This is a genomic window from Cellulophaga sp. L1A9 (genome assembly GCF_009797025.1).
Lineage (GTDB): Bacteria > Bacteroidota > Bacteroidia > Flavobacteriales > Flavobacteriaceae > Cellulophaga.
In genome coordinates this window covers 2,950,951-2,976,921 of the sequence record NZ_CP047027.1, presented here as the reverse complement: position 1 = coordinate 2,976,921, position 25,971 = coordinate 2,950,951, and the positions used below count along the sequence as shown (strand labels likewise).

Annotated in this window: 23 protein-coding genes; 16 read left to right on the top strand and 7 right to left on the bottom strand. The window is 33.4% G+C overall.

What is annotated here, in order from left to right; all coding sequences use genetic code 11:
- The first annotated feature begins 210 nt into the window (after window positions 1–210).
- Window positions 211–2,661, top strand: a complete 2,451-nt coding sequence (locus GQR94_RS12925; protein ID WP_158975890.1) for a TonB-dependent receptor domain-containing protein — start codon at window positions 211–213, stop codon at window positions 2,659–2,661.
- Window positions 2,662–2,772: 111 nt separating this feature from the next.
- Here GQR94_RS12925 and GQR94_RS12920 read toward each other — a convergent pair whose 3' ends face one another.
- The 3 genes from GQR94_RS12920 to GQR94_RS12910 all read right to left on the bottom strand — a co-directional run bounded on the left by GQR94_RS12920 (window position 2,773) and on the right by GQR94_RS12910 (window position 6,022).
- Window positions 2,773–3,783 carry a 3-oxoacyl-ACP synthase III family protein gene (locus GQR94_RS12920; protein WP_158975889.1) on the bottom strand — a complete coding sequence of 337 codons (1,011 nt, stop codon included), beginning with the start codon at window positions 3,781–3,783 and terminating at the stop codon, window positions 2,773–2,775.
- Window positions 3,784–3,990: 207 nt separating this feature from the next.
- The gene (locus GQR94_RS12915; protein WP_158975888.1) at window positions 3,991–5,301 is read right to left on the bottom strand and encodes an AarF/ABC1/UbiB kinase family protein; all 1,311 of its coding nucleotides are present in this window, start codon (window positions 5,299–5,301) and stop codon (window positions 3,991–3,993) included.
- A 61-nt stretch (window positions 5,302–5,362) separates the two neighbouring features.
- Window positions 5,363–6,022 carry a TetR family transcriptional regulator C-terminal domain-containing protein gene (locus tag GQR94_RS12910; protein WP_158975887.1) on the bottom strand — a complete coding sequence of 220 codons (660 nt, stop codon included), beginning with the start codon at window positions 6,020–6,022 and terminating at the stop codon, window positions 5,363–5,365.
- A gap of 397 nt (window positions 6,023–6,419) precedes the next feature.
- Here GQR94_RS12910 and htpG point away from each other — a divergent pair, with 397 nt between their 5' ends.
- The 3 genes from htpG to GQR94_RS12895 all read left to right on the top strand — a co-directional run bounded on the left by htpG (window position 6,420) and on the right by GQR94_RS12895 (window position 10,094).
- Window positions 6,420–8,306: a molecular chaperone HtpG gene (gene htpG, locus GQR94_RS12905; protein ID WP_158975886.1), complete on the top strand. Its 1,887-nt coding sequence runs from the start codon at window positions 6,420–6,422 to the stop codon at window positions 8,304–8,306.
- 115 nt (window positions 8,307–8,421) lie between these two features.
- A complete protein-coding gene (locus tag GQR94_RS12900) occupies window positions 8,422–9,732 on the top strand; it encodes a hypothetical protein (RefSeq protein WP_158975885.1) in 1,311 nt (436 codons plus the stop codon).
- A 2-nt stretch (window positions 9,733–9,734) separates the two neighbouring features.
- Window positions 9,735–10,094: a MauE/DoxX family redox-associated membrane protein gene (locus GQR94_RS12895; RefSeq protein WP_025615726.1), complete on the top strand. Its 360-nt coding sequence runs from the start codon at window positions 9,735–9,737 to the stop codon at window positions 10,092–10,094.
- On the opposite strand, the gene GQR94_RS12890 is transcribed toward GQR94_RS12895, so the two are convergent.
- Complete coding sequence (locus GQR94_RS12890; protein ID WP_158975884.1) at window positions 10,079–10,513, bottom strand: hypothetical protein; 435 nt, start codon at window positions 10,511–10,513, stop codon at window positions 10,079–10,081. The genes GQR94_RS12895 and GQR94_RS12890 overlap by 16 nt on opposite strands.
- Window positions 10,500–11,084: an RNA polymerase sigma factor gene (locus GQR94_RS12885; RefSeq protein WP_158975883.1), complete on the bottom strand. Its 585-nt coding sequence runs from the start codon at window positions 11,082–11,084 to the stop codon at window positions 10,500–10,502. Before GQR94_RS12885 ends, GQR94_RS12890 begins: the two co-directional genes overlap by 14 nt.
- 132 nt (window positions 11,085–11,216) lie before the next feature.
- Here GQR94_RS12885 and GQR94_RS12880 point away from each other — a divergent pair, with 132 nt between their 5' ends.
- The 3 genes from GQR94_RS12880 (at window position 11,217) to GQR94_RS12870 (ending at window position 14,062) form a co-directional block, all read left to right on the top strand.
- Window positions 11,217–11,564, top strand: coding sequence for a TMEM43 family protein (locus GQR94_RS12880; RefSeq protein ID WP_158975882.1), 348 nt, complete (start codon window positions 11,217–11,219; stop codon window positions 11,562–11,564).
- A gap of 70 nt (window positions 11,565–11,634) precedes the next feature.
- Complete coding sequence (locus GQR94_RS12875) at window positions 11,635–12,276, top strand: MOSC domain-containing protein (RefSeq protein ID WP_233268301.1); 642 nt, start codon at window positions 11,635–11,637, stop codon at window positions 12,274–12,276.
- A gap of 4 nt (window positions 12,277–12,280) precedes the next feature.
- Window positions 12,281–14,062 (top strand): DUF885 family protein, encoded by a 1,782-nt coding sequence (locus GQR94_RS12870; protein WP_158975880.1) that lies wholly within the window; start codon window positions 12,281–12,283, stop codon window positions 14,060–14,062.
- Between the two features lie 99 nt (window positions 14,063–14,161).
- On the opposite strand, the gene GQR94_RS12865 is transcribed toward GQR94_RS12870, so the two are convergent.
- A complete protein-coding gene (locus GQR94_RS12865) occupies window positions 14,162–14,746 on the bottom strand; it encodes a hypothetical protein (protein ID WP_158975879.1) in 585 nt (194 codons plus the stop codon).
- A 216-nt stretch (window positions 14,747–14,962) separates the two neighbouring features.
- On the opposite strand from GQR94_RS12865, the gene GQR94_RS12860 reads away from it, so the two are divergent.
- Window positions 14,963–15,835: an AraC family transcriptional regulator gene (locus GQR94_RS12860; protein ID WP_158975878.1), complete on the top strand. Its 873-nt coding sequence runs from the start codon at window positions 14,963–14,965 to the stop codon at window positions 15,833–15,835.
- A complete protein-coding gene (locus tag GQR94_RS12855) occupies window positions 15,835–16,434 on the top strand; it encodes an alpha-ketoglutarate-dependent dioxygenase AlkB (RefSeq protein ID WP_158975877.1) in 600 nt (199 codons plus the stop codon). Before GQR94_RS12860 ends, GQR94_RS12855 begins: the two co-directional genes overlap by 1 nt.
- A gap of 7 nt (window positions 16,435–16,441) precedes the next feature.
- Here the strand turns inward: GQR94_RS12855 and GQR94_RS12850 are convergent, their stop codons facing one another.
- The gene (locus GQR94_RS12850) at window positions 16,442–17,218 is read right to left on the bottom strand and encodes a S1/P1 nuclease (protein WP_158975876.1); all 777 of its coding nucleotides are present in this window, start codon (window positions 17,216–17,218) and stop codon (window positions 16,442–16,444) included.
- A 117-nt stretch (window positions 17,219–17,335) separates the two neighbouring features.
- Here GQR94_RS12850 and GQR94_RS12845 point away from each other — a divergent pair, with 117 nt between their 5' ends.
- The 7 genes from GQR94_RS12845 (at window position 17,336) to GQR94_RS12815 (ending at window position 25,884) form a co-directional block, all read left to right on the top strand.
- The gene (locus GQR94_RS12845; protein WP_158975875.1) at window positions 17,336–19,582 is read left to right on the top strand and encodes a transglycosylase domain-containing protein; all 2,247 of its coding nucleotides are present in this window, start codon (window positions 17,336–17,338) and stop codon (window positions 19,580–19,582) included.
- Between the two features lie 93 nt (window positions 19,583–19,675).
- Complete coding sequence (locus tag GQR94_RS12840; protein WP_034666608.1) at window positions 19,676–19,948, top strand: DUF2089 domain-containing protein; 273 nt, start codon at window positions 19,676–19,678, stop codon at window positions 19,946–19,948.
- A 2-nt stretch (window positions 19,949–19,950) separates the two neighbouring features.
- Window positions 19,951–20,547, top strand: a complete 597-nt coding sequence (locus GQR94_RS12835) for a hypothetical protein (protein WP_158975874.1) — start codon at window positions 19,951–19,953, stop codon at window positions 20,545–20,547.
- Window positions 20,544–21,470, top strand: coding sequence for an alpha/beta hydrolase (locus GQR94_RS12830; RefSeq protein ID WP_158975873.1), 927 nt, complete (start codon window positions 20,544–20,546; stop codon window positions 21,468–21,470). Before GQR94_RS12835 ends, GQR94_RS12830 begins: the two co-directional genes overlap by 4 nt.
- A gap of 97 nt (window positions 21,471–21,567) precedes the next feature.
- Window positions 21,568–23,766 carry a DUF5916 domain-containing protein gene (locus tag GQR94_RS12825; protein WP_158975872.1) on the top strand — a complete coding sequence of 733 codons (2,199 nt, stop codon included), beginning with the start codon at window positions 21,568–21,570 and terminating at the stop codon, window positions 23,764–23,766.
- A 10-nt stretch (window positions 23,767–23,776) separates the two neighbouring features.
- A complete protein-coding gene (locus tag GQR94_RS12820) occupies window positions 23,777–24,595 on the top strand; it encodes a Cof-type HAD-IIB family hydrolase (protein ID WP_158975871.1) in 819 nt (272 codons plus the stop codon).
- Between the two features lie 26 nt (window positions 24,596–24,621).
- On the top strand, window positions 24,622–25,884 hold the full coding sequence (locus tag GQR94_RS12815) for a DUF819 domain-containing protein (RefSeq protein ID WP_158975870.1): 1,263 nt from the start codon (window positions 24,622–24,624) through the stop codon (window positions 25,882–25,884).
- The last annotated feature ends 87 nt before the right edge of the window (window positions 25,885–25,971 follow it).

The following is a 25,971-nucleotide window of genomic DNA, read 5'->3' as shown; positions in this document are numbered from 1 at the left end:
CACTGCAAGATTAAGAAAATTAAATATTAGATTTTAACCTCAAATTTGAGAAAGATTCTTCTATCCATTTCAAATATGTTAAAAACTGTTAAAATAAAAATGTATTGTAACAATTACAGCATAGTGTCGTCCTGTAAGTAGCATTTCATCAATCAATCAATCAATCAATCAATCAATCAATCAATCAATTAAATTACAAAACGAACATTCATGAAAAAAGCAATCGTATGTATTGCACTGCTCATCAACGGTGCATTATTCGCAAACACAAAACCCTCTAGCCCCGATGCTGTATTAGGCACAATCACTGGCACAATCTTAGACCAATCTTTACAAGAACCGATAGCGTTTGCTGCTATTGTCATTAAGTCTGAAGATAAGTCTACTATTATTACTGGTGGTATTACTGAAGAAAACGGAACTTTTGAAATTAAAAATATTCCCGAAGGAACACTTACTTTTTTAGTTCAATTTATAGGATACAAAACCTACTCGAAGCTAATTACCATTGACAAAAATCACCGAAAAATAGCCTTAGGAACAATTTATCTTGAAGATGAAACTCAAGAATTGTCTGGGGTAGAAGTGGTCGCAGAACGCACTACTATTGAACAAAAAATAGATAGAAAGGTAATTAATGTGGGGAAAGACCTTACCACCGCAGGTGCATCGGCATCAGACATCATGAATAATATACCTTCTGTAAATATAGACCAACAAACAGGTGAACTCTCTATGCGCGGAAATTCTAACGTAAGAGTTATGGTAGATGGAAAACTGTCTAATGTTCCCGTGGCACAATTATTAAAACAGATTCCGTCTAGCTCCATAAAATCTATTGAACTAATTACCAACCCCTCTGCAAAATATAATCCTGAAGGCATGAGCGGTATCATCAACATCATACTTCATAAAAATGCTAATAACGGATTTAATGGAACCATAAGTACCGGACTTACCGTAGGTGAAGAAGCGAAGTTTAACAGTGCTATTGACCTTAATTATCGTTCAGGAAAATTTAATGTTTATGGCAACTATGGGAATAATATAGGTAAATACGTAAACAATGGAAACCTTTACAGACCTGATGATAACTCGGAACAGCAATTTAGTTTTCTCAATAACAACAAATCGCACTTATATAAAATAGGCGTCGATTTTTATTTAAATGATTACCATACTATTTCATTTTTTACCAATCAAAATTCATTTGACGGTAAAGGAAAAGGAGATACTGATATTTTGTATTATGATGATGCCAGCAGAAATTCTAATCAGATCTTTGATAATTTTCAAGACAATCTGAGCGAGCAGTATAATTTTGATTATAAAATGAAATTTAAAAAGGAAGGTCATTCTATAGAGTTGGAGGTTGATTACAATGAATTTAATCAAAACGAAGACGCCTTTTTTAAGTCTTCTGGTGCTACTGTTTTTCCAGACTATGTAGACATGGTGGATACAAAACGCAAGCAAAGCATTGCTAATTTAGATTATGTAAACCCTATAGATTCTATATCTAAACTAGAATTAGGCGTTGAATCTAGAATTTTTGAAACCAATGTAGATTATACCTCTACAGGGTTATCTTTTAATGATACGGGAAGTTTAATACCAACTCCAGACACAGATTTTGTTTACGGTATGGATATCTATTCTGCCTACGCTACTTTTGGTCAGAATTACAAAAAATGGTCTTATCAGGCAGGACTGCGTGTAGAAAATGTGGAAGTGAAAGCCGATACTAATAACATACGATCGTTTTCTGACAAATATACACAGCTATATCCTTCTGCATACGTTACCTATGCCCCCAATGACAAAAACCAGCTTCAATTTAGTTTAAGTCGCCGTGTAGACAGACCAGGATTGCAACAAGTAAACCCTATAAGAGAATGGTCTACTCCACTAATATCTTCTTTTGGAAACCAAAGTTTAGTGCCGCAGTTTACCAATTCTTACGAAGTTAACTACACCAAACGCTTAGAAAAAGGTAGTATTACTACAGGTGTTTTCTACCGCCAAATTAAAGATGAAATCAACCGGGCTGTATATGTAGACCGTTTGGATTTAAACAAACTTATTTTAACCTATGATAATTTTGACAATACCACCGCCTACGGAATGGAAGCATCTTTAAACTACAAACCTTTAACTTGGTGGAGTATTAATGGTAGTTTTGATTTATTCTCACAAACACAAAGAGGCATTACAGAAACATTACCTACAGAAAACCCTGATGCTACCGTTGATGACATTGTGATAGAAGAAGTTCAAGTAGAGAATACAGCTTGGAATTTTAGAATGAATAACAGCTTCAATGCGACTAAAAACTTAAGCTTTCAGGTATTTGGCTTTTATCGTGGTGCTAATAAAAATATACAGTTTGATGTAAAGTCTATGTATTTTGTAAATACAGGAGCTCGCTACAGTTTTGCTGAAGGAAAAGGAACGTTTAGCTTAAACTTCAACGATGTATTCAACACCATGCGGTTTGCTTTTGACAGCACAAGACCTTACGCCTCTACTGGAGAATTTAATTGGGAAAGCAGAACCGTATACGCGGGCTTATCCTACATGTTTGGTAGCGGGAAAAATAAAGCTAGCAAACGAAAAAATAGAGACAACAATACCAAGGAAGGTGGGGGCGGAATTTTATAATATGAATCCGGTCATCATTTAAAAGAATTTTTGGTTTAAAAAAAACCAAGCTTAATGAAAAAGCCCCAACAGTTATGTTAGGGCTTTTTTTAAAGTATAATTTTATAGATATTACCAGCGGATAATAACACTACCCCATGTAAAACCACTACCAAATGCGGCTAGTACAACTAAATCTCCTTCTTTTACTTTGCCTTGTTCCCAAGCCTCAGTTAAAGCAATTGGAATTGAAGCGGCTGTAGTATTCCCGTAGTTCATAATATTATTAAAAACTTGATCATCTGATAATTTAAATTTCTTCTGAATGAATTGAGAAATTCTCAAATTTGCCTGATGTGGCACCAGTAGGTCAATATCTGTTGGCGCTAATTTATTTGCTCCTAAGCCTTCCATAATCACTTCACTAAAACGGACTACTGCATTTTTAAATACAAATTGACCGTTCATATATGGAAAATAAGATTCATCATTAGGATCATTATCTGCTATAATATCTGTCACCCATCTTTTTCCCATTCCTGGAGCTATCAAAGATAATTCCTCTGCATGTTGCCCTTCAGAATGCAAATGTGTAGATAAGATTCCTTTGCTGTTATCTTCTTCCCTTGATAAAACCGCAGCCCCTGCTCCATCACCAAAAATTACAGAAACACCTCTACCACGTGTAGACATATCTAAACCATGAGAATGCAATTCTGATCCAATAACTAAAACATTCTTATACATGCCTGTTTTAATATACTGATCGGCAACAGAAATAGCGTAAACAAAACCAGAACACTGATTTCTTACGTCTAAGGCTCCTACTGTTTTAATACCTAAATCTCGTTGCACTAAGACACCTGGGCCAGGAAAATAATAATCTGGACTTAAGGTCGCAAATACAATAAAATCAATATCATCTTTATCTATACCTGCTCTTTCAATAGCGATTTTAGCAGCTTTAACCCCCATTGTAGTGGTAGTATCGCCATCGCCTTTTATAACATGACGTCTTTCTTTAATACCTGTTCTTTCTTGAATCCACGCATCATTAGTATCCATGACCTTTGATAAATCATCATTAGTCACAACGTTTTCAGGAACGTAATGTCCTAAGCCTATAATTTTCGAATTATACATACAGTTTAGTTATCTGATCTGTTTATTATACATTTATTTAAGTTACGAATTAAATAAACAAGAACGCAATTTAAGGATTATTCTACAATGTTGTAAAATCAATATAGAATTATATATTTAGTTTGTATCGTAACAAATTAAACGTCAGAAATATGATGAACATACAACTGACATTTACATCTAATTTGGAGCTTATAACTTATCGTTTTAATCTAAATACTGTCTAAAATTATTCACCTCAACCTTAGCTTTTAAATCGTGAAGTAAATTAAAGAGTCCGAAGAACGTTCTATTCATGTATAAGAAATGCTTTGAACCTCTATTGCCATTCATTTTTCTTATCTGATCATCTTTAGAATACCGCTGACTCAAATCAGCTATTTGAAGCCAAAAATCATCAGAACCAAAATTAAAAGTATCTCCATTAAAAGGCGATGTAAACAACAGTAACATCTCTTTAAATAAGGCTTTGAAAAATGTAATTTCTTCTTCAGAATCTGTAGGGGTCAGAATCTCCAATTCGTACAGTTTTTCCATAAAGTGCGAATCATTTTCAATAACCTCTTTCTTTGCAAGTTCAAAATAAGGAATATAGAACTCATCTGGCACTTCTTTAATGCAACCAAAATCTATAGCAATAAGTGTATTGCTCTTACTTACTAGAAAATTTCCTGGATGCGGATCTGCATGAACCTTTCTAAGTCCATGAATTTGGAACATATAGAAGTCCCATAAAGCCTGCCCCAATTTATTTCCTTCTGCAGCAGTAAAACTTGTTTTAGCAAACTCACTTAAATGCAAACCATTCATCCAATCCATGGTAATGATTCGTTCACTAGACAAGTCTGGATAATATTCCGGAAATTCCATATTCGGAATTACAGCGCATGCTTTTGTAATTTCCTGACTCTGTCTCATTTCAAGAATATAATTGGTCTCTTCTACCAGTTTATTCTCTACTTCTTTAAAATATTTATCTGAATCTTTCCCTTTTAAGTTGAACATGCGTATAGCTATAGGTTTAACAATAGCCAAATCACTAGATATACTTTCTGACACTCCTGGGTACTGAATTTTTACTGCCAAGGTTTTTCCATCTTTGGTAGCCTTATGCACTTGACCTATACTCGCTGCATTTATAGAATCTTTATCAAAAGTATCATAAACCTCTTCTGGATATTTTCCTAAATATTTTTTAAACGTTTTACGCACTAAAGGTGCAGATAGTGGCGGAACAGAAAATTGTGATAATGAAAATTTCTCTACATAAGCACTTGGTAGAATATTTTTCTCCATGCTTAACATTTGAGCCACTTTAAGCGCGCTACCCTTTAAACTTTTGAGTCCGTCATAGATATCACCCGCATTATCCTCATTCAATTCATCTTTTGACAGCTCAGGATTTACTAACTTTTTGCTGTAATATTTTACATAGTTACCACCAATCTTAACGCCTGTTTTCACAAGCTTTCCTGCTCTTTCTATCTTACCTGTTGGAATTTTATCTAATGTTTTCATAAAGTACTTTTAGTTAAAAGTGTTCAAAACAGTATATGGTGGTTAGGTTTAAAAATAAGAGTTAAGCAAATTTTTCCTTATACAAGAATTTGCCAAAATCTATGATACTCTCTAGAGGGGTATTTTCAAAAACATCAAAAATTGTTTTTACAGATTTTTCAATAGCTAAATCCGTTTTCTCAAACCCTGCACTGGTATCTTCCATCCAAAATTTCAGCAAGAATAAAAATTGCACCCAAGTACCCTCAGCATATAATTGTGGACTTTTCTTTGTGATTTTAAACGATATATCTGCATTAGCATCTTGTACTAGTTCTGATGCAAATATTTTTATATTAGAACGTAAGCCTTTTAACTGGCTTAAGTTCTTTAACATGCTATCATGTTCTCTTAATGCAAAAAGAACATAACTCCTATTCATGGTAAGTAATTCAAACATAGAGAAAAAGAAAGTGAGCATTTTATCTTGATTAGAAAATGACTCGTAATCCTCGTTTTTAGCCATAACGCCCACAGTATTGGTGTAAAACTTTTCCCATATGGCCGCTTGTAGCCCTTCTACTGAACCAAAGAAGTTATAAAACTCTTCTTCTTTGATAGCATTTGACTTACAAAACTTATAAATAGATTTAGGTACAGTTTCATGTTCTAAGACATAGTCCATGTACATTCCTATTATTTGATCTTCTGTAATTTTTTTTGTTTCTGATTTTTTAGCCATGACGTTTATAGTTTAAGAGTGACAAAGCAATTTACTATTGGTACAAAAAAACGTATCTCCTAGAAGACGGAAATACGTTTTTAAACAACCTAACCAATAATGGTAATCGATTAAAAAACTAAATTCTTTTTCATAGCAATTAATCTTCCTCGATTACACTTCAAAGATACAAAAATGTTTAACTATTTTAAAAATTAATTAAACAAAATTTTTGTTAATCTTTTAGATGACTTTAAAAAGATGCAAATCACCACACTTATTTAGTCGAATAAGTAGACAGGAACTAACAATTTTACTGAAAAAAATAAAAAAAGTGCCAGTTTGTCATTTTCTGTCAGATTGGTATTTTTTTTGACTGTTAAGAATCATATTAATAATTATAAATTTTAATTTACATATGGCGACAGGTAAGATTAATGTGTCCGTTGATAATATATTTCCTTTAATAAAGAAATTTCTTTACAGCGATCACGAAATATTTTTAAGAGAGTTGATTTCTAATGCGACAGATGCAACTTTAAAATTAAAGCATTTGACTTCTATTGGGGAAGCATCTGTAGAATATGGTAATCCAATTATCGAGGTAAAAGTTGATAAAGAAGGAAAGAAAATCCATATTATCGATCAAGGTTTGGGAATGACCGAGGACGAAGTAAAAAAGTACATTAATGAAGTAGCTTTTTCTGGTGCAGAAGAATTCTTAGACAAGTATAAAGACAGTGCAAAAGATTCTGGAATTATAGGTCACTTTGGTTTAGGATTTTACTCTGCCTTTATGGTAGCTAGTAAAGTAGAAATTATCACTAAGAGTTTTAAAGATGAGCCAGCAGTTCATTGGTCTTGTGATGGTTCTCCTAATTTTGATTTAGAACCTTCTGACAAAACAGATAGAGGTACTGAAATTGTACTTCATGTAGCTGATGATTCTACTGAGTTTTTAGAAGACAATAGAATTAGCGAGCTTTTATCTAAGTATAACAAGTTTATGCCAGTTCCAATAAAATTTGGAACTAGAACTGAAACATTACCAAAACCAGAAGGTGCTAAAGAAGAAGATGAAGCTCCTACAGAAGAGGTAGATAATATCATAAACAATCCTACTCCTGCTTGGACAAAACAACCAGCAGATTTAGAGACTAAAGATTACCAAGAGTTCTATAGAGAATTGTATCCAATGCAATTTGAGGAGCCTTTATTTCATATTCACTTAAATGTGGATTATCCTTTTCATTTAACTGGTATTTTATACTTCCCTAGGTTAACGAATGACTTAAATAGTCAGAAAGATAAAATTCAGTTATATCAGAATCAGGTGTATGTAACAGATAATGTTGAAGGTATTGTGCCTGAGTTTTTAATGATGCTTCGTGGTGTTGTAGACTCTCCAGACATTCCTTTAAATGTTTCTCGTTCTTACTTACAATCTGATGGTGCTGTAAAGAAAATATCATCTTATATCACAAGAAAAGTAGCTGATAAACTTTCTTCTTTATTTAAAGATAACAGAGAAGATTTTGAAGCAAAATGGAATGACATTAAAATAGTCATTGAATACGGTATGCTTTCTGAAGATAAATTCTTTGAAAAAGCAGATAAATTTGCACTTTACCCAACGGTAGATGGTAAGTTCTTTACGTTTGATGAATTGCAAGAGAAAATAAAAGCAAACCAAACAGATAAAGATGGTAAGTTAGTTATTCTTTACGCATCAGATAAAGAAGCACAACACAGTTATATTCAAACTGCAAAAGACAAAGGATACGAGGTGTTACTTTTAGATTCTCCTATTATTTCGCACTTGATGCAAAAACTAGAAACTTCTAAAGAAAATATTTCTTTTACACGTGTAGATTCTGATCATATTGAAAACTTGATCAAGAAAGATGAAGCGCAAATTTCTAAACTTTCTGATGAAGAAAAAGAGACCCTTAAAAAGGTTTTAGAAGAAACAATAGCGAATAAATCATATACGATTCAGTTAGAAGCTATGGATAGTGCTGCTTCTCCTTTTATCATTACGGAGCCTGAGTTTATGCGTCGTATGAAAGAGATGCAACAAACCGGTGGTGGCGGAATGTTCGGAATGGGGAATATGCCAGAAATGTATAACCTTACAGTGAACACAAACAGCGAGCTGGTATCTGAAATTTTAACTACAAAAACAGCTAAGAAAAAAGAACGATTAATTAATCAATCTTTAGATCTAGCGCGTTTATCAAAAGGACTATTAAAAGGTGAAGAACTTACAAACTTTATCAAGCGTAGTTACGAGATGGTGAAATAATAATTACCGAACCGTTATTGGTTGATTATAGAAACATGATAAAAGCCGCTTCATTTATTTGAAGCGGCTTTTTATTTTTAGAAAAGTTAGTATCTTTCAGCAAACAACCACACCAATGAATAACGATTATCGCAGCCCTTCCTTTAAAAGATGGTTAGACAAATTGCAGCAAGAAAGTTGGCAATTAGAATTAATTATTTCAGGTTTTGCCATTTATGCTTTGATATTGGCTTATGAGCCTTTAAAAGTTGCTTCGTTAACAGCAAAAGAAATGAATCTTGACTTTTTCCACACTATGTGGGAAGCAGTGACTATAATATGGGGTATCTTAATATTCAATTTAATATTACATGTTATTTTAAGAGGCTTATGGATTGGCGCTGTTGGTTTGCGCTATGTTTCTGGAGATATCGATTATAACGCCTTAAAATACTCAAAACAATTTACCACTTATCTAAAAAAAAATGTTGGCTCTTTTGATAAATATATTGGGCAATTAGAAAAGTATTGTAGTGTATTATTTGCTATTTCTTTTTTATCCATTTTCTACACGCTATCCTTATTCATCTTTATATTAATCCTAGCAGCAGTAGCTTATTTAATATTTGAAAACCCATACTTGTCAGGAATCATGTGGGTTGAGATGGGTTTTAGTGTAGGTTTAACTATATTTATTTTATTATCAATTATCGTTTTTATTGATTTTATTGGGCAAGGAATTTTAAAAAAAAATAAATGGATTGCTAAAATCTACTTCCCTATTTACTGGCTATTTAGTTATTTGACGCTATCCTTTTTATACAGACCAATAATTTATAATTTCTTAGATAATAAATTTGGTAAACGCATTGTCTTTTTATTATTACCACTATATATCATTACTTCCTTTTTATTTAATATAGATTTTAAACATTCAAACTATTTAGCAAATAAGCCAACTTCATTGGAAAACTATGCTAGCAGTTACAATTATGAAGATTTAATGCTAGACAATAAAGATTTTATAAAAACGGCCTCCATACCTTCTAAAATAATTAAGGAAAATTATTTAAAGGTTTTTATTTTATTTAAAAAGAATATTGAAGATCAAATATTTAAAAAAAACGAAGCATTAAAACCTAAATTTGATCAAAGAGGAATTAGTTTTAGTAATATCAAAATTCAAACAAAAAACCATCTTAACGAACTTGATTATTTAAGCACATTCAAAGAATTATATTATATTCAAATAGATTCCTTAAGATTTTCCTCCGATTACATCATTACTACAGACAAACACAAAAGACTAGGTTTTGAAACCTACCTCAACATAAGAGATTTAAATGAAGGCAAGCATATCCTGCGTATCTTAGCGCCGGCCGAAGATAGTACTCAAGTAGAAAATGACACCTTAGTCACTATTCCGTTTTGGCACTTTAAAGACTAACTATGAATTACCCGTTTCACTTATACCTATTGGCCGCGATCTATGTGTTTGCGGGTGTTATGCATTTTATAAAACCAAAAACCTATCTGCGCATTATGCCCAGATACCTACCTAATCACAAGCTGCTAGTATCTTTAAGTGGTATAGCGGAAATAGCACTAGGCATAGGCCTCTGTTTCCCTGCTACAAAGAATTTATCCATTTACGGAATTATAGCCATGCTCACTGTTTTCTTATTGGTTCACTTCTATATGCTTTCGGGAGAAAAGCAAAGTGCAGGAATCCCAAAATGGATCCTGATCCTGAGAATCCCGTTACAATTCGGATTAATGTATTGGGCGTATTACTATTTAATATACTGATTAAGAGCATAATCATGCATTGAAAAGTATTTTTTTAGTACAAAAATTTGAATATAAAAAAAGACTAAGACACTGATGATTCCATAGAATGCTACGTCTGAGGAAACAAAATTTATATTAAAATCTAGAAAATTTGGAACTCTTAAATTATTTAGAAATTTAAAATCAGCACCATTTACTTTAGTTTCTTCATCATATAGTAAAGCAAAGCCTATTAAAGCAAAAACTCCAAAAGAAATTAGGAACCACACAAAATTAGAAATTAATGGTGGTTGACTACTTATTGATCTTTCTTGAACCAAAGGTAGCCTTGAGAGAATAGATTGGTTAAAATCTTTACTTGGCTCTTCTACACCTACTTCTTTTATTGCTTTACGCAAAAAGGCATCAAAATCGTTTCTATTATTATTTTCTTCCATAACTTTTAATCGCTTCTGGGGTTAATTTTTTTTCTAGAATACCTGCTAATTTTTTTCTAATTCTATATAGGCGAACCTTAATGGTATTTGCTGGTATATTAATAATATCAGAGATTTCTTGTAATGATAATTCTTCAAAATAATGTAAGGTAACCAATACTGACTCTTCTGCTCCCAATTGATCCAGAGATTCTTTAATACAATTTTGTCGGTCTTTCAACTCAAGCTCATCCAATACGTTTGTAAGCTCTGATAGATTAATATCGTGGTCCGATTCGATTGTACTTGTTTTAATTCTCCTATTATTTTTCTTCAAATAATCTAATGCGCCGTAGTACGTTATCTTATAAATCCACGTAGAAAATTTTGATGCTCCTTTAAAGGTAGCTAAAGAATGGTATGCCTTCACAAAAGTATCTTGAGCAACCTCCTCTGCATTTTCTCTATTATTAGTTATTTTTAATGCTACGGTAAAGACCATATGTTTATAGGTATTAATCAATACAGAAAAAGCTTGAGCATCACCTCTTAATGTTTCATCTATGTAATGTTGGTCGTGGCGCTTGTTCATTTAATTGATTAGACGAATAAAAAACAATCAGGGTTACATAATTCATAAAAAAAATAATTTATGTAACCGCGAGGAATAATTATTCGTCATATACTTGAACGTATTAAATTAATCAATTAAAAAACAATCAGCATGGCAGTAGCAATTTTAATCCCAGTTAGTTTTTTCTTAGTAGTTTTCGGAATTACTTACCTCTATTATTCAACGCGTAACAGAGAACGTATGGCTCTTATTGAAAAAGGAACAGATGCCAGTATTTTTAACAAAGGTAGAAGTGAAAATGCTTCTCCTGTATGGAAAATATTTATCTTAAATTTTGCCTTATTATTAATTGGTATAGGCTTGGCAATATTTATAGCCTCCGTTTTGGTTGCTACTATTGGAGTGCTTTCCGAAGTTGCTTATCCTGGCACTATATTTTTAATGGCGGGTATTAGTCTTTTAGTAGGTTTCTTCGTTAGTAAAAAACTATCAAACTAGGCGCTCAAAAAAAATATCTTAATTTAAAAAACCATCATACTAATCTATGATGGTTTTCTATCTTTATAACATGAAGGTAATTTCAACCAACTTAGGAAAGTCTACTACTATTCAATGGAATGGTAAAGAAGAACAAACAGGAATCTACAAATACCCAACTTCAGAGGCTATACAGCTTTTGAAAGAAGATGTTGCCAAGGACACGGTAATAGATAGAAAACACCATGGTGGTACCAACAAAGCTTGTTACCTGTACTCCGCAGATCAATATCCGTATTGGAAAAACCTGTATCCAGATTTAACATGGGATTGGGGAATGTTCGGCGAAAACTTAACTATTGAAGGTCTCAATGAGTCTGAATTAAGAATTGGTGACACCTACAAAATTGGTACTGCACTAGTCCAAATTACACAGCCCAGAGAGCCATGCTACAAATTAGGGATACGATTTAATGATTCTAAAATCATCAAACAATTTGTACAACACAATTACCCTGGCACCTACATAAAAATTTTAGAACCTGGAGCGGTTACCGCAGGTGACGAAATGGTACTCATCTCCCAATCTGAAAATAGCTTAACCATTAATCAATACTATCAATTTTTGTTCTCAAAAAACAAAGACCCTGAAGTGGTCCAGTTAATTTTGAGCAATGATGCTTTACCAGAATACAAAAAAGAAAGATTACGAAACTCACTAAAAACACAATAATATTATGAAAAAAATTCTAATAATTAGTTTGTGCCTATTCGGCCTATACTCATGTAAAGAAGAGGCTAAAAAAGAACCTGCTGTCGCCATGCACAACACCGAATTTGACACTGTACTTGAAGACTATTTTGAAGAGAGCCTAAAACTATATCCTTTAAATGCTACCTCACAAGGAGATGCCCGTTACAATGATATTTTACCCAATTTTTTAAGTGATGAATTTATAGCCTCTGAAAACAAATTTTACTCTAACTACAAGCAAAAGCTAGCCGAAATAAAGGAAGAATCGCTTACGCCTAGCCAACAAATGAGTAAAGAAATTTTACTTTGGGAATGCGACCGTAATTTAGAACGTTTAGGTTTTAGAGAAGAACTACTTCCTATAAACCAAATGTGGACCATGCAATTAATGATGGGACAATTAGCCAGTGGCGCAAGCTCGCAGCCCTTTAAAACGGTTGCCGATTATGACAATTGGTTAAAAAGGTTAGACGCCTACACAACATGGTTGGCTAGTGCTAAAACAAGAATGGAAGAAGGTATAAAAACAGGTCATGTACTGCCAAAAGCGTTAGTAACTAAAGTTACACCACAGCTAAAAGATATGACAGAAAGTGATTTGGACAAACATTTGTTCTTCTCTCCTATAAAAAGTATTCCGGAAAGCTTTTCAGATGTAGACACCGACCGTTTAACAGAGGCTTATTCTGCTATGATTTCTGAAAAAATTATCCCTGCATACCAAAATTTGTACGACTACATGAATTCAGAATACATGGATGCCGCTAGAACCACCAGTGGTATTGAAGGCATTCCTAATGGGAAAGAATATTACGACTATTCCATAAAGTTATATACAACAACAGATATGACTGCTGATGAAATTCATCAATTAGGATTAAGTGAAGTAGCACGTATTTCTTCTGAAATGGAGAAAATTAAGAAGGATGTTGGTTTTGAAGGTGATTTAAAAGCCTTCTTTGACTTTGTACGTAATAAAAAGGAATTAATGCCTTTTACATCTCCAGAGCAAGTTATTGAAAACTTCAATAAAATTCATGAGAGAATGAAACCTCAAGTGGATAAACTTTTTGGAAAACAACCCAAAACACCTTTCGAGGTCAGAAGAACAGAAGCGTTTAGAGAAGCTTCTGCAAGCGCAGAATACAATCCTGGATCTATTGATGGCACGCGACCAGGTATTTTTTACACCCCAATACCAGACGTTACTAAATACAATATGTATTCTGACGAAGACTTGTTTTTACATGAAGCCATTCCTGGGCATCACTTTCAAATTTCATTGACACAAGAAAATGAAGATTTACCTAAGTTCAGAAAAACATTATGGTATAGTGCTTATGGAGAAGGTTGGGCATTATATACCGAGTCTTTAGGTAAAGAACTAGGACTATACACAGATCCGTACCAATATTTTGGAATGCTAGGAGCTGAAATGCACAGAGCAATACGTTTAGTTGTTGATACAGGTTTACATTCTAAAGGATGGACCAGAGAAGAAGCAATCCAATACTCTTTAGACAACGAGGCAGAATCTGAAGCAGGTATCACTTCTGAAATTGAACGCTATATGGCCAATCCTGGGCAAGCCTTATCCTACAAAATAGGACAACTTAAAATTATGGAGTTGCGTGCTAAAGCAGAAAAAGAATTAGGCGATAAATTTGATATTAAAGCATTTCACAACCAAGTTTTAGAAACCGGTTGTGTTCCCTTAGCTTTATTAGAAAAAAAGATTAATACGTGGATTTCAAATTCTAAATAAAGAATTACAAAAAATTGTAAAAATAAAAAGGGGAGCTTTCGCTCCCCTTTTAGGTTTAAAAAAATTAACTCAACTTAACTTAAAACCAAATCTTAAATATTATATACTTATGTTTTCTGTATAAACTCCATTAGCATTTTTCACTGCAATAGTATAATCACCTTTGTGAGCCGATTGAAAGTTTACTGCTTTTTCAACAATTAAAGTATCAGATATTTTTTGAGTGAATAAAACTCTTTCGTTAGAATCGTATACTTTAATCTCAACATCTTTCTTCTCTACGTTTAAAAAGTTAATGTAAACCATATTATCTTTCATTCTAAATACAGGCTTAATTACTTCATCCTTATTAAGGATACTGATAGAATCACCATCAATCATTATAGCATAGGTAGTTACTTGCGTAGCATCATCTACTCTAAATGAATAGATACCTTTTTCTAATTTACTTAAATCGAATTTTTTACGAAGTGAACTACTTTTTAAGTTACTATTAGAATAGATAACATTATTCTTACTATCTATAAATTGAATTTTTGTGTCTTTAGAAACAATGTCTAATTCAAAAATTAAACTTTTAGCATCCTTATCGGTTGCAACATTTAATTTCAGTTCATTGGCCGAAGCTGTAAAAGTGCTTAACACTAAAGCTGCCATTGCGGTAAATTTTAGAACTTTTTTCATAACTATTTGTATTTGGAGGATTTCTCAATTATTTACATGACAAATGTATGACCGATATTCACATTAAAATGATGCACATTTCTCCAATTTCTATGCTATTTTAACATCAATACAATTCTAACATGACCTTAACGTTAATATAACATACATTATAGGTAACTTTGCACTATATAAGTAAAATGAAGCATATTTCTAATTGTATAAAAACTTAAAAGCATGATACTACAAAAACCTACATTTGAAGTCATTGCTCCAGATTTTGGACATTCCTTTACCTATCAAAAGTTTGATGAGGACAAACCTAATATGAATACGGTATGGCATTACCACCCAGAATTAGAATTAGTCTATATTAATGGCGGCTCTGGAAAACGACAAATTGGAAGCCATGTATCCTATTATAATGATGGTGACCTTATATTAATAGGATCTAATCTTCCTCATTGCGGTTTTACTGATGGAGCAACAGGCAATAAGGCAGAGACGGTTGTACAGATGAAGCAAGACTTTCTTGGATTTGATTTCTTCAACATTCCCGAAATGAAAAAAATCCAAACCATTTTTGAAGCTTGCAAAGGCGGAATTGCCTTTTATGGTAAAACAAAAAAGAAAATTGGTGAGAAAATAGAAATTTTAGAATATCAAACAGATTTTCAAAAGCTGCTTTCTATCCTTAATATACTAAACGAACTAGGAAACTCTGAAGAATTTAAGCTATTGAACGCAGAAGGGTTCTCTATGGAGTCTTCTATGAAAGATAATGACCGTATTAATATGGTGTTCAATTTTGTGAAAGAAAACTTTAAAGAAGAGATTACTTTAGAAACCATTGCAGATTTAACGAGTATGACGGTTCCTTCATTTTGCAGGTATTTTAAAAAGATTACTAAAAAAACCTTTGTACAGTTTGTTAATGAATATCGATTGGTACATGCATCAAAGCTTCTAGCAGAAAAACCTATGAGTATTGCTGATGTTGCCTTTGAAAGCGGATTCAATAATTTCTCACATTTCAATAAATCATTTAAACAGTTTACAGGACAGAACCCCTCTGAGTACAGAAATCAATTAAAGTCGATCATACAATAATGGCAAATCTTTTTTCTGAAGCGCTTCATTTAAATCTTCCAGATAGTGACCTTATATACTATCCTAATTTCTTTGATACCCATTCAGCAGATAGTTACTTTGCATTACTCAAAGAAAAAACACCGTGGCAACAAGATGATATTACGGTATTTGGTAAGAAATATGCGCAACCAAGGTTAACAGCATTATATGCTAATAACGATAAGGCATACGCTTATTCTAATATTACCATGCACCCACATGTATTTACCAAAGAACTGTTGCAGATTAAAAATCAAGTAGATAAGCTTGCTGAAACAGAATTCACCACCTGTTTGTTAAACTTATATAGAGATGGCAAAGACAGTAATGGTTGGCATGCAGACAATGAAAAAGAATTAGGAGAAAATCCTATAATTGCTTCAATTACTCTAGGCGAAGCGCGTTTTTTTCATTTAAAACACAGAACCAACAAAAATTTAAAACATAAACTTTTGTTGGAACATGGTAGTCTCTTACTTATGAAAGGAGCAACACAACATCATTGGTTGCACCAAATACCTAAAACTGCTAAACCTATTCAAGAGCGAATAAACCTAACCTTTAGGGTGGTTTATTAAATTTTACTTATTCAAAAACTTCATTTAAAACTTTTGCTAAACGCAATCCGCCTTTTTGCAATTGCGTTTCTACAAGTCCCCAGTACTTATAACTATATGCATAACCAAGTTTTTCTCCAACCTCAACAGACGCATATAACTCTGTTGCTAAACCTTTAGATTCTTCCACCCAGTCAAAAACATCGCCTTGTTGAATTTGCTTCTCCTCATCCTTTGTTAACTCTGGTAAATTATCAGCAATTTCAGTAAAACTCATGCCGTAATCATCAATCATATTGCTATCCCATAGTCGGTGTAGATTAGATCCTTTTCCAAACCACTGTATTTGTATATCATTACCACCTTTATCTTCTTGCCTTCCAACATGCATAGGTTGGTGTAAGTCTCCTAATAAATGTACTAGAAATTTAAGATAGAATACTTTATCTTCTTGCGAGCTGTTTTCATCCTTTACGATAGCTGCACATTTCTGAATTCCCACAACAATATCACCGTAAGGGCTAGGTGCTACTTCTGTATATTTTTTATCTGCCGGATAGTTCACATAATGCCAAGCACTAAATTCTCTGTACTTTTTATCAGACTTTATATCATCTGCATACGTAGAAACCAAGGCTAAACTTTGCCCGTCTAACAATTTAGCAATTGCCTTCTTTGCTTTTCTGCTTAAGTGACGTTGTGCAACTTCACCGGTTGTTCTATGCCCTGTTTTAGACCACTCCCCTTCTGTTGAAAAAACAAATTGAATGGATAGGGTTAATAATAAAATGGTAATTTTCTTCATCAATTTAAAATTTGCGCAATCTTTACATTTTTATACACTCAAAAATAAACAATACAACCTTAATGTATCATTAAGTCGTATATAGTTTTAACTATTTTAACTAAAAAAATTACCCGCGTGATTTTCAAAAAAATTAAATCTCCAATTCTAAGATACCTACTCCTTGCAGTTCTAAGTGTATTGCTGTTGTTTATTCTATTTATAGTAAGTATTCGAGTAGGACTATGGGGAGAATTGCCTAGTAAAAAAGAATTAGGCAATCTAGAATATCAAAAAGCTAGTGAAGTATATGCTGCAGATAGCACGCTAATTGGTAAATATTATTTATTTGATAGACAACCCATTGCTTTTGAAGAATTTCCTGAAAATCTTTTAGACGCTTTAATTGCTATTGAAGATGAAAGGTTTTATACACATTCCGGAGTTGATTATCCAAGTTTAATGCGTGTGGCATTTAAATCTATTCTAATGCAGGACAAAAGTTCTGGTGGAGGAAGTACCATCACACAACAATTGGCAAAAAACCTATATCCAAGAGACGAACGAAAAAACACCAATATTGCGGTAGATAAAATTAAAGAAATGTTTATTGCGTCTCGCTTAGAAGACATCTATAATAAGGAAGAACTTTTATATCATTATTTGAATACAGTAAGTTTTGGAGATAATACTTTTGGTGTGGAAAGTGCCTCTTTAAAATTTTTTAATAAGAAAGCTAGAGATTTAAATACCGAAGAAGCAGCTGTATTGGTGGGGATGTTAAAAGCCACCTATGGGTACAACCCCAGAGTATTCCCTGAGAATAGTTTAAAGAGAAGAAACTTGGTCCTACAAGCCATGCAAAAAAATGACTTCCTATCAGAAAAACAAAAAGATAGCCTAAGCGCATTGCCTTTAAAACTAGATTATAAAGAATTTAATTATAATGATGGACTTGCACCTTACTTCAGAGAGGAAGTCCGCAAGCAACTGTTGGCTTGGAGTACTACCCAAAAAGAGAATGGTCATGAGTATAATATTTACACTTCTGGTTTAAAAATATATACCACCCTTGATTATAAAATGCAACAACTGGCCGAAGAAGCTATGGTTGCACATTTGTCTAATTTGCAAAAAGATTTTGAAAAAAGTTATGGTAAAAATGCCCCTTGGCTTACCAATAAAAAACTCTTAGAGAAGCTACTTAAAAGAACAAACGCTTATAAAAAACTTAAAAAGGAAGGCCTTTCAGAAGATAAAATAATAGACTCTTTAAGTATCAAAAGAAAAATGACGCTTGCCGGTTGGGAGGGCGAAAAAACAGTTGAAGCCAATACACTAGATAGCTTGCAACATTATCTAAAATTTTTAAATACAGGATCTTTAGGTATTGACCCTACTACAGGAGCTGTAAAAACCTGGATTGGTGGTGTCAATTTTAAATACTTTAAATACGACCATATTTCACAGAGTAAACGCCAAGTAGGTTCTACTTTTAAACCCATTGTATATACTGCAGCTTTAGAAAATGGGATAGCACCCTGTACCTATTTTTCTGCGCAAGAGGTAGCCTATGAAAATTTAAAAGGATGGTCCCCAAGTAATTCGGGAAGTAAAGACGAAGCTTATTTAAATTATTCTATGGAGCAAGCTTTGAGTAATAGTGTAAATACTGTAGCGGTAAAAGTTTTAGAAGAAGTTGGCGTATTAAACGTAATCCGGCAGGCTAATAAAATGGGTATTTTAGAAAAGTTACCTAGCGAACCTTCTTTAGCTTTAGGAACAGGAGAAATAAAAATCACAGAACTTGCGGGAGCATACGCTTCTTTTGTAAATAACAGTAAACCTGTAACTCCTTTTTTAATTCAGACTATTACAAATAGTAAAGATTCTATCTTAGAAACTTTTAAGCCTAAGATTGCCGATAACGAAGCATTTTCTACAGAAACCAGACAAACCATGATAGAAATGATGAAAGAAACTATCAATTCTGGTACCGCTTCAAGATTAAGAGACGCTTATAATTTACCGAATGCTATTGCGGGTAAAACAGGGACTACACAAAATAATAAAGATGCTTGGTTTGTGGGGATTACCCCAAAGCTAGTGCACATAACTTGGGTGGGTTTAGACAATCATGAACTTGGATTTAAAAGCACCAGTTTAGGACAAGGAGCAAATGCTGCACTACCTATGTTTGCTTTGTTATTACAAAAACTAAACAAGGACAAAGAATTTAATGCGATTACTAAGGCTCAGTTTGAAACACCATCTAACGACGTATTGACAAACCTCAACTGTGATCCTATAAAAAAAGACGGTTTCTTAAAACGTTTGTTTAAAAATCCTGACAAGAAAAAGACTAAAAAGTTTAAATCTAATTAATTATAAATAATAAATTATTAAACTTTATTTAGTTTTGTTTTAATTTTATTAATATTTTTTATACTTTTGTTGCTAAACAAACCTGTTTAGTATATGAAAAAGTTACCTGTGTTCTGTCCTAGTTGTGAAAGCAACTTATTAGTAAGTGAACTTTCATGCTCTAATTGTGACACTGTTATTTCTGGAAAATTTGACCTTCCTCAAATACTTCAATTATCTGCTGAAGATCAAGAATTTGTATTGCAGTTTGTTTTAAATAGTGGAAGTCTAAAAAAGATGGCCATTCAAATGAACATCAGCTATCCTACGATGCGGAATAAGCTAGATGAAATCATTGCATCCTTGCACCCTAATTCAAATTCTTAAGTATGAAAACAGTTTTATTCAATCCTTTTAAAAGGTATCAAGAAAATCATTTGTTCCTACTGGGAATAGCAGTTACACTTTTAGGTTCCTATCTCGGTTATCTTTTTAATGTACGCTTTGATGGAGTTTTAGATGTACATTTTGCAAATAGCACTTCCTCTTGGCAACCGGCCTTAGACAATTTAATTGATAGCTCTATATTAGCTATCCTATTATATGCCTTAGGCATGTATATCAATAGAAAGACACGATTTATTGATATTCTGAACATCACATTAATTTCTAGAATTCCCTTCTATTTAATTACCTTTTTTAATGTAGGAGGTGCTATGGAGCGTATAAATTCAGAGGTATTAAATACTTTATTAACGCAGAAAATTCCTGATCTATCTACTCTTCCTTTAAACTCAGTAATTGCCTTAGGGGTATTTGGGCTTATCAGTATCCTTTTCCTCATTTGGAGTATTTCACTATTATTTAATGGCTTTAAGATTGCAACAAATGCAAAAAGTACAGTACATATCATTTTATTTTTCACATCAATCATCATCGCTGAAATTCTTTCTAAACTATTCCTTAATACGCTAACGAACTCATGAAAAATCTCCTTATTGCAACTTTACTCTCCTACAGTATGTTTTCTTTTTCTCAAATTATAGAAGAAGAAATTAACCTTAGTAATGCAGAAATTGCTATCCCTGGAACATTAACGTATCCTGAAACAAAGAACAAGGTACCTCTAGTAATTTTTATCCATGGTTCTGGTAATCCAGACCGCGATGGAAACCAAGAAGGAACACCCATGCAAAGTAGCTACATTAAAGCATTGGCAGATAGTTTAAATAATCATAAAATTGCTTTTTACAGGTATGATAAACGCTCCGCTCGGTCTGAAAATTTTGACAAACTAGAAGACGTAACGGTTCTAGATTTTGTAGCGGATGCTAAAGTAGCTATAGCCCATTTTAAAAACGACCCACGTTTTAGTGGCATTCATCTCATAGGACATAGCCAAGGATCATTGATTGCTATGTTGGCCGTAAATGAAGATATAACTTCATTAATATCTATGGCAGGCGCGGGACAAACTATTGATAAAATAATGGTGCAACAAATTTATGCGCAAAATCCAGAATTTGGGAAATTAGTTGAAGAGCATTTTCAAGAGCTAATGACAAAAGGTAGTATTGCCACAGTAGATCCTAATTTAGTCACCATGTTTCCACCACAAATTCAAAATTTCTATAAAACTTGGGCTTCAATTGATCCTCAGAAAGAAATTAAAAAACTACAGATTCCTATACTCATCCTTAATGGTGATAAAGATATTCAGGTGGATATTACTAACGCTCAAAACTTAAAAGTGGCTCAGCCAGAAGCAACTTTAATGATTATCCCTAACATGAATCATATCATGAAAGAAGAAGATGATCAGGTTACAGGGCTAGAAAGTTACTTTGACCCTAAATATCCTATTTCACCAAAAATGATAGCGACGATACTTCAATTTATTTCACAATAACCAACAGAAAATGAGCTTTTCATAACTATACGAAGTCAATTTAGTATTTTTTCACAAATTAATGGCTTAAATTTGAGAACCAACGAAACCAACCCTAATGTTCAAGTTCTCTATATGTTGCTTCTTTTTCCTAATATCACTATCTGTTTTAGGACAAAATGAAGACAAACACATTAGCATTAAATACATTCCAGAAATTCCGCAGATAGACGGTATTTTAGATGAGCGCGTTTGGGAGAAAGCAGAAAGTGCCACAAAATTTCAACAATATTTTCCATCAGATACCATACTTGCTCAGAAAGATACCGACATCAGAATGTTTTATGATGGTACTCATTTATATGTTGGTATTCGTTTAGAAACTTCAGGAAGCAACTACGTAACTCCATCTTTAAAAAGAGATTTTAGAGCTGGCGGAAATGATAATATAAGCTTGTTGTTTGATACCTTTAATGATGGCACCAATGCTTTTCTGTTTGGTATAAATCCGTTTGGAGTCATTCGCGAAGCCCTAATTTCTAATGGTGGTGGCAGTGATGGTGGTTTTAATACTTCGTGGGATGTAAAATGGAAGGGAGAAGCCAGAAGCTTTGAAAATTATTATACTGCTGAGCTAGCAATACCATTAACCTCCTTCAAATTTAAAGAGGGAGAAACCAAATGGCGATTTAACAGCTATAGGTTTGATACACAAAATAACGAAACAAGTACTTGGGCTAAAATTCCGCAAAACCAGTCTATTTATAGCTTGGCTTTTATGGGAGAAATGACGTTTGAAAAGCCTTTAGGAAAATACAGAACGCCAATTGCCATTATACCTTATGTAAATACGCTTGCACAGAAAGATTTTGAAACCAATGCCAGTAAAACCAATCTCAAATTTGGTGGAGATGCTAAAGTAGCTATTGGTAATGGGATGAATTTAGACATCACCTTAAATCCAGATTTTTCTAATGTGGAAATAGATAACGTCTTTACTAATCTTACTCGCTTTGAAGTATCCTTACCTGAAAAGCGGCAGTTTTTTGTAGATAATAGCGACCTCTTTTCTAGCTTTGGAGGTAGCCAAGATGCAAATCCGTTTTTCTCTAGACGTATAGGTATAGCCAGAGATAAAGATGACAATTCCATTGAAAATAAAATTATTGGTGGTTTTCGTTTGAGTGGTAAACTTAGTAATGACTGGCGCTTGGGCTTTCTAAATCTTCAAACTGCCGAGGATTTAGAAAATGAGATTCCATCGAACAATAATTCCATGTTTGCCCTACAACGCAAACTATTCGCTAGATCTAATATTGGCTTGTTTTTTATTAACAGAGAAGCGTTTAAATCGTATGATTTTGTAGCACCAGAAGATCGGTACAATAGAGTTTTAGGAGTTGATTATAATCTAGCTTCTGCTGACAATACTTGGAACGGTAAGTTTTATATGCATAAATCTTTTCAGCATGATTCAGATACTAAAGATATCTCTACCGGTGCTTACCTCTCCTATAACAGTAGAACGTTTAATATATTTTCTGATTGGGTATATATTGGAGATGACTTTAGGTCTGACCTCGGATTTATACGGAGAACAAATATTTTTAAGTTCGTAACGGGCTTTGAGCGCGTGTTCTGGCCAACCGCTAGTAAAATTAACAGCCATAGCTTTGAAGTCTTTCCTATTTTTACGTTAAATCCTGAACTTGATTTTAAAACAACCGATTATACGATACGCGCATCTTGGGGAGCAGAATTTGTAAATCAAACCGACTTTAATTTCAGTGTAGATACCAACTATACCTACCTTGTCAATGGTTTTGATCCTAGCAGAACTACAGATGCAATTGCATTACCCGCAAATTCTGAATACACGTATTCTAGTGCTGCTATGAATTATAGTTCTGACTCTAGGAAAGCTTTTTCCTATTCTTTGGAGCAATCCTATGGTGAATTTTTTAATGGAACAAGATCTTCTTCTGCCGCAGAAATGACTTTACGACTACAACCAAAAGCTGCTATTTCTTTTTTGGTGAGTTATGATAAGATAACACTCCCTGCACCCTACTCTAGTGCAGATTTCTGGCTAGTAAGTCCTAGTTTTGAATTTACGTTTAGTAAATCAATCTTTTGGTCTACCTTAGTACAATATAGTAATCAAAGAAATAATTTAGGATTTAATTCTCGGGTACAATGGCGTTTTGCACCACTGTCCGATTTATTTATCGTCTATAATGATAATTATATTGTAAATAATTTTGAGCCAAGAAATAGGTCAATAAACTTAAAATTCACATATTGGCTAAATATTTAAAAAAATCAATTTGAGGTATAAGATACTTTGCTCCGATTTAGATGGAACCTTACTTTCTACAAAAAGTGATGTTTCTGAAGTAACCATATCAGAAATTAAACGAATTAAAGACGCTGTAAAAGTATATTTGGTTTCGGCAAGAATGCCTAAATCTATGACCTATCTACAAAAGAATTTAGGAATAGACAACCAACCTATTGTGTGTTATAATGGCGCATTAATACTACACGGAAATTCAATTTTAGATTCAGTAACCATTCCCCTGAGACTCTTAAAAGAACTTTATAGTCAAACAGAGCAGCACGGAATTAAACTAGGCCTTTATTATGCTGATGAATGGTATGTTGAGGAAATTTCTGAACGGGTACAAAAAGAGATTAACTATACCAAAGCAACTCCGGAATTTAGAAAAACACCAACTACATTTCAAGATTGGCGTTCAAGAAAAATTGACGGAGCACATAAAGTAATGCTCATGGGAACAAAAGATTCTTGTGATGCTATTTTTCCTGAATTACAAAGCAAGTATGGTGATGCTATTGCTTTATATCGATCTAATGATACTCTAATTGAAATTGCACCTAAAAGTGTAACAAAACTTTCTGCAATAAAAATATTATTGAAGGCTGATGAAAATTTAGCGGATGTCATTGCTTTCGGAGATAATTATAATGATATAGATATGCTTCAAAATGTAGGTTGTGGCGTTGCTGTAGGGAATGCAAGAAATGAAGTCAAAAAAATTGCTAATTACATTACCGAGGAGAATACAGAACACGGCGTAGCTAAATTTATTAAAGAACATCTTTGCGATTCATTATATTTATAAAAAAATTACCCTTGATATTTTAATGTATGAGTGAAGTTTTAATTACGAATGATGCAGTGGTATTTGGACTCTTAGCACTTTGCCTTGGATTTATATTTTATACCTCTTCGTTAACTACCGGTTTTTGGTCTAAATTTTACAGTATAGTCCCTGCTGTTTTAATGTGTTATTTACTGCCTGCTATCTTAGCAAGTTTTCACATAATTTCAGATGACATCTCACAACTCTACTTTATGGCTAGCAGGTATTTATTACCGGCTGCACTTGTGCTTATGACCTTAAGTATAGACCTTAAAGCCATCTCTAATTTAGGTTCTAAGGCCTTGATCATGTTTTTAACAGGATCTGTCGGAATTATTATCGGCGGACCAATTGCGATATTACTGGTGTCTATTTTTTCTCCAGAAACGGTTGGCGGCAATGATTTTGATGCCGTGTGGAGAGGACTTTCTACGATCGCTGGTAGTTGGATAGGTGGTGGTGCCAACCAAGCTGCCATGCTAGAAATTTTTAAATACAATCCAGATGAATACGGTAAAATGGTACTGGTAGATATTGTTGTGGCTAATGTATGGATGGCCGTTATTTTATTTGGCGTAGGCAAAACAAAAGCCATAGATAAATGGTTGCAAGCAGACACATCTGCGATAGAAACTTTAAAAGTAAAGGTGAGTGCCTTTTCTGCAAAAATAACACGTGTACCTACGCTCAAAGACTATATGATGATGCTGTGTTTTGCTTTTACAGCTGTTGGAGTATCACATTTCTTTGGGGATTATATAAGTACCTATCTTACAAAAAATAGTGCTGCTGTTGCAGACCCAAGTAATTTTCTATCTTTCTTAGGCTCTAATTTCTTTTGGATGGTGGTTTTAGCTACTGCTTCCGGAATACTATTATCTTTTACAAAAGCCAAGAATTATGAAGGTGCCGGAGCTAGTAAAATAGGAAGTATTTTTATTTATATTCTAGTAGCCACGATTGGAATGAAGATGGACCTTACAAAAATATTAGAAAATCCAGGATTATTGGTTGTAGGTTTCATTTGGATTACCATACATGCCTTATTACTTATTTTAGTAGCCAAACTCATAAAAGCACCCTACTTTTTCCTAGCGGTAGGTAGCCAAGCTAACGTGGGTGGTGCTGCTTCTGCTCCCGTAGTAGCTGCAGAGTTTCACTCCTCCTTAACCTCTGTTGGGGTTCTATTGGCTGTATTTGGCTACGTAGTGGGCACCGGTGGTGCATTACTTTGTGCATATCTTATGGAAATAGCTTCTAAAATGTAATATTGTGTATAAATAATTCAAGTACACCTGTATTTATACCGAATTGAAATAAAAAAATAGTGATATTTGCCCACCAAAATTAATACC